10 protein-coding genes are annotated in these 9,192 nt (G+C 60.4%); 4 read left to right on the top strand and 6 right to left on the bottom strand.

Annotated elements, in window-relative coordinates; all coding sequences use genetic code 11:
• The 3 genes from VMR39_RS12360 to VMR39_RS12370 all read left to right on the top strand — a co-directional run.
• On the top strand, positions 1–1,596 hold a 1,596-nt coding region (locus VMR39_RS12360; RefSeq protein ID WP_325416282.1), incomplete at its 5' end, for a cellulose synthase subunit BcsC-related outer membrane protein.
• Positions 1,596–2,072 (top strand): cellulose biosynthesis protein BcsD, encoded by a 477-nt coding sequence (gene bcsD, locus VMR39_RS12365; RefSeq protein WP_325416283.1) that lies wholly within the window; start codon positions 1,596–1,598, stop codon positions 2,070–2,072. The genes VMR39_RS12360 and bcsD, both read left to right, overlap by 1 nt.
• A gap of 79 nt (positions 2,073–2,151) precedes the next feature.
• Positions 2,152–3,075 carry a glycosyl hydrolase family 8 gene (locus tag VMR39_RS12370; RefSeq protein WP_325416284.1) on the top strand — a complete coding sequence of 308 codons (924 nt, stop codon included), beginning with the start codon at positions 2,152–2,154 and terminating at the stop codon, positions 3,073–3,075.
• Positions 3,076–3,227: 152 nt separating this feature from the next.
• Here the strand turns inward: VMR39_RS12370 and VMR39_RS12375 are convergent, their stop codons facing one another.
• The 6 genes from VMR39_RS12375 to VMR39_RS12400 all read right to left on the bottom strand — a co-directional run bounded on the left by VMR39_RS12375 (position 3,228) and on the right by VMR39_RS12400 (position 8,875).
• Positions 3,228–4,028: a kinase gene (locus tag VMR39_RS12375; protein WP_325416285.1), complete on the bottom strand. Its 801-nt coding sequence runs from the start codon at positions 4,026–4,028 to the stop codon at positions 3,228–3,230.
• Positions 4,012–4,254: a hypothetical protein gene (locus VMR39_RS12380; RefSeq protein WP_325416286.1), complete on the bottom strand. Its 243-nt coding sequence runs from the start codon at positions 4,252–4,254 to the stop codon at positions 4,012–4,014. The genes VMR39_RS12375 and VMR39_RS12380 overlap by 17 nt, the downstream gene beginning before the upstream one ends.
• A gap of 147 nt (positions 4,255–4,401) precedes the next feature.
• A complete protein-coding gene (locus VMR39_RS12385) occupies positions 4,402–6,513 on the bottom strand; it encodes a TonB-dependent siderophore receptor (protein WP_325416287.1) in 2,112 nt (703 codons plus the stop codon).
• 136 nt (positions 6,514–6,649) lie between these two features.
• Positions 6,650–6,970: a DUF3325 family protein gene (locus tag VMR39_RS12390; RefSeq protein WP_325416288.1), complete on the bottom strand. Its 321-nt coding sequence runs from the start codon at positions 6,968–6,970 to the stop codon at positions 6,650–6,652.
• Positions 6,960–8,570, bottom strand: coding sequence for a PepSY-associated TM helix domain-containing protein (locus VMR39_RS12395; protein ID WP_325416289.1), 1,611 nt, complete (start codon positions 8,568–8,570; stop codon positions 6,960–6,962). The genes VMR39_RS12390 and VMR39_RS12395 overlap by 11 nt, the downstream gene beginning before the upstream one ends.
• Entirely contained in the window at positions 8,567–8,875 is a 309-nt protein-coding gene (locus tag VMR39_RS12400; protein ID WP_325416290.1) for a ketohydroxyglutarate aldolase, read from the bottom strand. The genes VMR39_RS12395 and VMR39_RS12400 overlap by 4 nt, the downstream gene beginning before the upstream one ends.
• A 92-nt stretch (positions 8,876–8,967) precedes the next feature.
• Here VMR39_RS12400 and VMR39_RS12405 point away from each other — a divergent pair.
• Positions 8,968–9,192: hypothetical protein (locus VMR39_RS12405; RefSeq protein WP_325416291.1), on the top strand; the 225-nt coding region annotated here is incomplete at its 3' end.

A 9,192-nucleotide genomic window follows, 5' to 3' on the forward strand; every position in this document is an offset into this window, starting at 1 on the left:
GACAGCGAGGCGAGCCGATATCTCAAAACCGCCAAAACGCTCTACATGCGGCAATCGGGCATCGCACCCGGAGCGGTGATGCCGAATGGCAACCCCTTTGCGGCGGCTCCGCAATCGGCCAATCCCTTCCGAGCCGCCGCCGCACCGCAACCCGTCAACCCCTTCGCCCTGAGCGGCAACGCATCCGCCATATCGGCCCCCTATGCTCCGCCCGTAGGCTTTGCGCGCCCGCAGACGGCAAATCCGGGCTTCGCAATGTCCGGCAGTACCGCCGAATCCACCTATGGCAGCTTTGTCGGCGATGGTTATTCGACCGCCGGCAATCGCCCCGCTCCCGCCATCGGCAATTATGCGGCCCCGAACGCCATGCCGGGAACCATGAACGATATGGCCTCTGTGACGCAGGCCTATCCCTACGCCGGCAACGGACCATCGGACCCCGTGCTCGCCGAGATCGACCAGCAGTTGCAGAGCGCCGCCAATGAAAGCGGTCCGCGCGTCGATGTCGACACTGGCTATCGTTCGCGCTCGGGCGAAACCGACCTCAGCAAATTGCGGGAGATGACCGGCAGCGCGCAACTGTCCACCAATGTTGGGGGAGGCCGCGCGGGCATCAAGGCGACAGCAGTGGTGCTGGATTCGGGACGTCCCACCGGATCCGGCCTCGCCCGTTTCGGCACCAATGCCACGCCGGAAGCGCAGGCCATTGTCGATGAATTGGCTTCGGTGCTGACCAATGCCGAAACCCAGCATGAAAGCGGAGTTGCCATCACGGCCAGCTACGTCAGCAATCTTCTGAGAGTAGAAGCGGGTACCACGCCGCTCGGTTTCGAGAAGGAGCATATAACGGGCAAGATCGAAGCTACACCGCGCCTGTCACAATATGCCTCCGTCCGGGTCTGGGCCGATCGCAAACCCGTTACCGACAGCATCATCGCCTATGCCGGCACGACCGATCCCCGCTCCAATTCCTTCTGGGGCGCGGTCATGAAAAGCGGCGGCGGCCTGTCTCTATCGTATGACAGAAATGGAAACGGGGTCTATGCCGATGGTTCCTATTATCATTATGACGGAACCGCCGTTCGCGACAATGACAGCATAGAGATCAATGCCGGGGGTTATCTGCGCGCGTGGCAGAACGCACATTCCGGCGTTTCCGTCGGCTTCAACGTCAACTATCAGAATTACGACAATAATCAGAATTACTTCACCTACGGTCATGGCGGGTATTTCAGCCCGCAAAGCTTCCTGAGCGTCAATTTCCCGATCCGCTACTGGTCCAACAATGGGCCGATGAGCATCCAGGCCAGTGTGGCGCCGGGCTATCAAAGCTATGACCAACAGGGAGAGCCGGTCTATCCGACGGAGGCAGGAGCGCAAGCGGTACTCGACTACCTGAAAAGCCAGAATGGCGACGTTCGGTCCGCATATGACAGCATCAGCAAGACAGGGTTCGGCCTGTCGGCGAACGGAACCATCTTCTATCAAGTGAGTCCCAATACGAAGGTCGGCGGCGAATTGAATATAAACACTTTTGGTCAATATAAGGAATTCAAGACGCTGATCGGCCTCAAACAGGCCATTGGAGGCAATTGATGTTGTTCACCAAGGATTTTTCCGCTGCCGACAAGCAAGGTTCTGTCCCAATGTCGACCGGCGTCGATCCTCTGGCGCGCCTTGTAAGCGCCATGCTGGCCGAGATCGCCGGAACCGCCACCATTGACCAATTGCGCGGCTTTTTCATGGCCGTCGGGAATCGGATCGCCACCATATATCCTATCGGCCCGGCAAGGACGATGGAGAGACTGACGCAGCACAGCTTGCTCATCTGGCAATATTTGAATTGGGGACAGGTCCACTACGAACTGGATGACGAGGGCATCGATATATTCCACCGGGGCTTGCCTATCACACTGGAAGGCGATGTCGGCGCGATCTGGAGCGAAGTCGCACCTTTCATCCTGCAAGGCACCTATGATGGTTGGTTCCGGCAATTGGGCAGCGGCGAACGGCTGGAGACGACAATCCTGCGATCGGATGGCGCCGATGTGGAATTGCGCCATGGAGTTTGAGCGACGCTCACTCTTGGCCGCGATTGCTTTTCCCTTCACCACGGGTTGCGCCCGCGCCCGATCACCGTCTGGTGATACAATGATCGATCCGGCGTTATGGAGCGGCTACAAGGCCCGCTTCCTGCTGCCCGAAGGCAGAATCGTCGATACGGGCAACAAAGGCGTCAGCCATAGCGAAGGACAAGGCTATGGCATGATATTGGCACAGGCAGCTGGCGATCGCCGCGCCTTCGAAGCCATGGCACGCTGGACCAGCCAGACTCTCTTGCGCAAGGATGTCTCGCTGCACAGTTGGCGTTATGTTCCCGGTCAGTCCAATCCGGTCGCGGATCCCAACAACGCCGCCGACGGCGATCTTCTGATCGCGTGGGCATTGCTTTTGGCTGGGCGTCGCTGGGGCATGGCGGATTATCTGCAACAATCGGCCAGAATTCGCGATTCGATCGCCACGAAACTGATCACGCGGAGGCAGGGTCTAACCCTGTTGCTACCTGGCTTGGTCGGCTTTGCCGATGATGACAAGGTCGTGGTGAATCTTTCCTATTATGTCTGGCCGGCCATCGATGCCTTTGCAGTGATCGATGCACGCGGCTGGGGGCCGCTCAGAAATGACGGCCTGCGACTTCTGAAGTTGGCTCGATTTGGTCCATCGGCTCTCCCAGCCGATTGGCTTGATATCAAGGGCGACAGGCAAGTCGAACCAGCCGAAGGACGCGACCCGGTCTTCGGCTTCGAAGGCATAAGGGTTCCGCTATACTGTATGATGAGCGGACGGCGTGCCTCATGCGATGCCATTGCCAGTTACTGGACTTCTCTTATCCGGTCAGGCAAATCGCTGCCTGCGTGGACCAATGTGGTCACTGGAGAGGTTGCGCCATTTAGCCTGTCCAGCGGCGGATCCGCGATTGCGGGTCGATTGCTGGGCCGCCACGTCCCGTTTGACCTGAACGACAGCGACTATTACTCTGCAACTTTGGGAATGATGAATCTGATCAGGCTGTGATTATGGCGTATCGAGGTTAGGGATTGCCATCTCTTTCACGGCAGCTTTTTTCCGACTTAGCCGGTGTCGGCGACCCGGTAATAGTCTGAGAAGAAGGAATGGCAGAAAGAGCCTGCGCGCTTTCATCTCAAATCCGCCATCAAATAGCAGGATCATAATATAGAGATCATCAACTGCCGTTTTTTGTCGAGCAACAAAGTCAGGTCAGCCCGTTCCGGCATCTCGACGAGTATATGTCGGGTCAGCCGCTCATAATGCTGCACGAACCGGTCGAGTTGGGCGGCATCCATCGCCCGTTTGGCCGCCTCACCTTGCTCCGCGCGCAACGCCTCCTCCTGTTGCCCACGCCAGCTACGCACCACCGCAAAATCAGGCGCTGCCAGCAGCACCAGCCGATCGATCCGGTCGAACAATTCGGCATAGGGTCCATGCAACTGCCGATTGACATGGCGACGCCAGATTCGGTCGGGGTCCTCGTTTCGCTCCAGCATGTTGACCGGCACGGCGAGATCCTCCTCCGCCTGCGGCCGAGCGCCGAGGCACCAGCCTTCAAAGATCAGCAGGTCGATCGGCCCTGCTTCAGCCTCGCAGTCGCTAAAAGGTTCGTCCCGCCCTTTGTCGAAGCGTGGCAGCAGGATTGGCGCGCCCGCCTTTACCGCTTCGCAGATGGCGATACCGCGCGCGACGTCATGAGTGCCGGGTACGCCGCGCGTACGAAACAGCGGATGGATCCCCTCTGCCAGCCGCGTCCGCGCGGCACCATCCAGATAAAGGTCGTCGAGCGACAGGATCGCCGATCGTCGCCCTTCCCGCGCCATCAGCGCTTTCAATCCCACCGCCAGCGTCGACTTGCCCGATCCCTGCGCGCCACACAGACCCAGGATCAGCGGTCGGCTGGCTCTGGCCAGCCATTCCCGCGTGGCCGCGGCAACCCGCTCAAGCGACGGGGTCAAGCAGCGGCTCATCAGCAAGGAAATGATCGAGATTATGGGCAAACTTCATTTTCATGGCGGTACGCACCTTGATCGAGGCGTTGCCCAGATGTGGAAGCAACGCAACATTAATCAGACTGGGATGGACCTGCAACTCCGCCGCATAAACGTCCGGCCACGCTGGCTGAGTGGGGGTAGACAGACGATTGGGTAACGCATGATCGAAAGCAACACGGTTCGCGACCATGTTTCGGCAAATGATCAGAAAGCGGCACAAAACGCCCCATCACGGCACCCCCTGGCCGTCCTCCACCGTTGAGTCAGGCGGTCGGCAAGGTTTCGCTATCAATGACATACTGGAAACAAAGCAGGCAATAAGGTCAAGGCGCCTAGCTCAAAAGCGCCTGCTCAGGCTGATCATGAAAGTACGTGGCTCACCGGGTGTCGTCCGGGTCAGCGATGCCGTCGGGAAATAGCGGGCGTTGAAGATGTTTCGGATATTGGCCTGCACCGACCAGTCATCGATCGTGTAGAATAGTGCCCCGTCCACCAGCGTATAACCCTTGAGAGAGAAGGGCGCGACTGCGCCGGCAACGGCGGACGCCGTGCTCGCCATACGGCTGCTTTCATGATGCAGGCCAAAGCCCGCGCCCAGATTGGCCAAGGCGCCATCCTGGATCGTATAACGCGCCCAGCCATTGGCGATATAACGGGGGATGGAACCGAGCCTGGAACCTACCTGCAACCGATTGTCGGCCGTGACGATAGCATCCAGATAGGTGAAGGCGCCGGTCAACTCCACGCCGGGCGCGGGTCGCCATGCCGCCTCCGCCTCGACACCGCGCGTGCGCTGCTCGCCAGTCAACACGTAGACGTTGGGCAGTACCGCGTCCGCGGTCGCCACATTGGTGCGAGTCAGTTCAAACAGCGTCACCATGCCGGTCAGGCTGTCGTCAGCCTTAGCGAACTTCACGCCCCCTTCATAATTGACGCCCCGCTCGGGCGGCAGCGGCGTGCCGTCCGCCGATCGGTATGTGCCCTGCGGATTGAAGGATTTTGCATAGTTGACGTAGAGCGATGCCCAATCGCTCAATGCCAGCGTCGCGCCCGCACGCGGACTGAAGGCGTTGTCGTTCACTTCCGGGCTGGCGGTGCCATTGCTGTTCGTGCGGCTGATCGCCTTGTCCCAACGACCACCCAGCGTCATCGTCAGCAACTCGCCCAGCTTGATATGATCCTGCACGTAAATGCCGCGCTGCTTGGAAACGATGGCGTAGGTCATCGCGGGAACGGCCGGATTATGAGTGCTGACCGTGCCATAGATCGGATCATAGAGGTCCAGCGCATAGGGCATGCTGGTATCGTAAAGGTTGGTATCATGCGCCGATCGTCGGCCATAGTCCACGCCGATCAACAAATAATGGTTGAGCGGTCCGGTATCGAACCGCAGGCTGGCATTGGTATCGACGCGAAAATATTTACCATGTTGGTCATAGGGCCCGTAGAAAGCGCGCGTCACCGTCCGTCGATCGGCCGATATCCCGGTGATAAACAGCCAATTGTCCCAGCTATTGTGGAAATCCTGGTAGCGCAGTGACTGATGGACAGCGATCTTCTCGCTGAATTTATGATCGAACACATAGCCTAGATTCCAATAGTCGTTATTCTGGACTGCCGGATGTTCACCATCATTGATCGACAGACGGCGGCTGAGCTTGCCATTGGGATTGGGCAATGCCGTGCCATAGGCGGTGGTCGGAGACCAGGGATTGATATGATCGTCCACATAACGGCCAAGCAGCGTCAAGCTGGTGTCGGCATCCGGTTTCCAGGTCAACGACGGCGCCAGAAAGATGCGGCGCTGTCCGGAATAATGGACGAAGAAATCCTGATCGCGATAGACGACCGGCAAGCGTGCGAGCAATGTGCCGGCTTCGTCCAGTGGCCCATTGGCGTCCAGCGTGATTTCCTTGAAATCATAGGAACCGCCGGCCAGCCCCACGTCGAGGAAGACCTGATCCTGCGGCCGTTTGCTGACAAGATTGACCATGCCCGAAATCGGCCCCTGCCCGAACAGTCCGGATGCCGGCCCTTTGACCACTTCGACCCGTTCCAGCGCCGTCATTTCCGACGTACCATATCCGGTGTCGTCGAGCAGGCCGTCCAGATAGGTCGCCCCTGTGGACGCATTGAATCCGCGAATGTTGAACCCGTCGAAAAAGCCGTAATTATTGCTGCGGGATACGCCGGCGACATTGAAGAGCGCGTCGGCGATACGACGCACGCCCTGCCCTTCCAACATTTCCTGCGAAATGACCGAAATCGCCTGGCTGCTTTCGAGCGGCGCAATGTCCGCCTTCGCCGCGATCGGCGCGTCAAGCAGATGCGCCGTGACCGTTATGTCGTCCCGCGTCGCCGGCGCCTCGTCCGTGGCGGCCATTGCCGCTGCGGGAAGCGAGGTGCTGCACAGCAGCAGGCTGGTAGAAATGAGCGAGCAGGCTTTCATATGATCCCCCTGTTGATTTCAGGGCGCCCTACTAAAATCGCTATCGATTCTCAATATCATATTTATGGATATGTCTTGTTTCAGGCTGGCGTTGCATGGTCATACCCAATGCTTGTCAGCCAGAACGCCGACCTCACTACACCATAAGGAGGAACAGCGACGCCAGGAGCAGAGCCGGCGCAGCAAGCGCCAAGGCCATCCGCGACCGCCACGACAGGAGCAGCACGAGGATCGCACCGGCGATACACATCTGCCAAATCCACGCGACGATCCCCTGCTCCGGCCCGACACGCAATATCCCAACAGCCAGAGCGGCAGCCAGCAGCAGCCAGCCGATCAGTCGAGCCGCGCGCGGGGATGGCATCGCCGGGAGCGGTGGCGACGGGCGATGCTTCTTGACAGCAAGCGCCAGGCTCGCAAGTGCGGCATAGCTGATCAGGCCGGTTTCAAGCGACATCGGCGATTTCCCGGACCGGGGCGGCAGCCATTGCGGGCGGCCGGGGCGATCGCCGCCTCGGCATCGGCTGGGTCTTGGGTCGAGCGGCACGCCAGGCGCCAAAAGCCAGCAGCGCGCCTATGGCCAGCATGGCCATATCAAAGGACAGGAACAGCCAGTCTCTGCTAGCAATGCTTGCGGGAAAACCACGATCGGTCGTCGCCATGTTCACCAGAGGCAGGGCTGCGAAGGCAGCGGCGGACAGCGTCAGAGCCTCCCCCCAGGCGCGCCGCACCGGACGCAACAGGCTAAACGCGGCCATCCCGAACCATGTCCAGAACATTGCTTTCACCTCCAGTTCCGCTCGCCCCTCCAGCCCCGCCGGGATCAGCCGGTTGGCGAGAAGGAAGGCGGCCATGCCTGCGGGCAGGCAGGCGATGGTGGCGATGTTCAGCCGTTCCACCAGGCGGAATCCGAAAAAGGGTTTCGCACCAGGCTTGCGCCGCTTCGCGGTCCATAGCAGCAATCCGGTCCCGACCATTGCCGTTCCGGTCAGGCCCAGCAGGAAATAGATCCAGCGCAGCACCGGCCCGGCGAAATTGCCCAGATGCAGACCCAGCATCACGCCAGCGGTGGTCAGCGCCGGTCCGGGCGGTGCCGATTGCGACAGCTTCTCGCCGGTCGCGCCCGAATAGGTGATGGACTCGCCACGCGCGTTCAGCCGCTCAGCTCCGCTACGCAGGATCGTCACGGTCGCGGCAGCGTCATTGGGGTTGCGAATGATGATCGTACGGGGACGGCCGCCCTGCCATTCGCGTGCTGCGGCGTCGACCAGCGGACCGATCGGCCGCAGCGGCACTGGCTTGCCCAGTGCCTTGCCGTCTGGCTCGGTGCCATAGGCGTCGGTGTAGAAACCCGCCGGCTTCTGATAATTGGCCGCAATCGGCCAGGGCATATACATGACGAACAGGGTGATGAGACCGGTATAGGTGATCATCGCATGAAAGGGCAGCGCCAGCACCGCCGAAACATTATGCGCGTCGAGCCAACTGCGTTGCCCCTTGTTCCAGCGAAGGGTGAAGAAGTCGACGAAGATCCGCTTGTGCGTGATCACCCCGGAAATGATCGCAGCCAGCATGAAGATGGCGCATAGCCCCGCCAGCCAGCGCCCCCAGGGATGGGGCAGCTGAAGCTGGAAGTGGAAGCGGTAGAAATGCTCGCCACCCCGCGTTTCCCGCGCACTGAGCGGGGCACCGGTCGCCGGGTCCAATTTGATCTCAGCGCTGCGCTTTTTGGGCGCCTTCGCTTCTGGCTCAGGCTTCGGCATGGCGAAGATGCGCGTTTCGGGCGTGCGATCGTCAGGCAGATAAATATACCATTGCTGATCATCGGGTGACGTCGCTTGCATATGCGCGACCGCCGTTTCCGCTGCCTGGCGCGGGGCGACCGGCGCCAGCCGCAGTTCCGGCTGCATCCAGCGAGTGATTTCCGGCCGGAAATAACTTGCCGTGCCGGTCAGGAACATGGCGAACAAAATCCAGCCAGCCAGCAGGCCCAGCCAGGTGTGGATCCACGCCATGGACTGGCGCAGCCCCTTTTCCTCCACCGCTGCCTTGCTCATGGACGTACTCCCAATGCGATAGTGGTTCCGGCCGACAGCAGCGCGCTGCTCCAGATGACCAGTGCCACTTTCGGCAGGCTTCGTTCGTGAAAGGCCCACAGCCCCAAAGCCGCGAAGATCAGGAAGGAAAGGATCATGCCCCAGAGCGTGGCCTCCACCCGCGCGATCGGTAGCAGACGCGCGCCCAGTGACGCGATTCCTGCGGCGGCGGCATAGCCCCCGATCAGTGCTGTGGCGCAACGCGCCACCATGCCCCAGGCGCGACGCGAAGGTAGTAAGGATGGCAATAGGCTTTGGCGGTTCATACCGGTCCCCTGTGGCATGCGGGGTTGCGCATAGCCAAAGCCGCCCCTAGTAGCAAACGCGAATTATTATCAATCGCAATCACAGGGGGTTTATGCACTATCACCGGAAGGCCGCGCTGCTGGCCGCAGCTGCCGCTGTTCAACTGCTGGCACCCAGCCTTGCGCGGGCCGAGGACGCCGCCGAATCAAGCGCCGACACGATCATCGTTACCGGCATCAACGACAACAAGACCAGCACGGGCACCAAGACCGACACGCCGCTGATCGCGACGCCGCAGAGCATCACCATCATCGATCGGGAAGAGCTGACCCGCCGC

This window comes from Sphingobium sp., from assembly GCF_035511395.1.
Taxonomy (GTDB): Bacteria; Pseudomonadota; Alphaproteobacteria; order Sphingomonadales; family Sphingomonadaceae; genus Sphingobium.

Bases quoted from the DNA above. Each gene is read 5' to 3' on its own strand.
- bcsD (WP_325416283.1), top strand. From the start codon at position 1,596: ATGTTGTTCACCAAGGATTTTTCCGCTGCCGACAAGCAAGGTTCTGTC.
- VMR39_RS12370 (WP_325416284.1), top strand. From the start codon at position 2,152: ATGATCGATCCGGCGTTATGGAGCGGCTACAAGGCCCGCTTCCTGCTG.
- VMR39_RS12380 (WP_325416286.1), bottom strand. From the start codon at position 4,254: ATGGTCGCGAACCGTGTTGCTTTCGATCATGCGTTACCCAATCGTCTG.
- VMR39_RS12385 (WP_325416287.1), bottom strand. From the start codon at position 6,513: ATGAAAGCCTGCTCGCTCATTTCTACCAGCCTGCTGCTGTGCAGCACC.
- VMR39_RS12390 (WP_325416288.1), bottom strand. From the start codon at position 6,970: ATGTCGCTTGAAACCGGCCTGATCAGCTATGCCGCACTTGCGAGCCTG.
- VMR39_RS12395 (WP_325416289.1), bottom strand. From the start codon at position 8,570: ATGAGCAAGGCAGCGGTGGAGGAAAAGGGGCTGCGCCAGTCCATGGCG.
- VMR39_RS12400 (WP_325416290.1), bottom strand. From the start codon at position 8,875: ATGAACCGCCAAAGCCTATTGCCATCCTTACTACCTTCGCGTCGCGCC.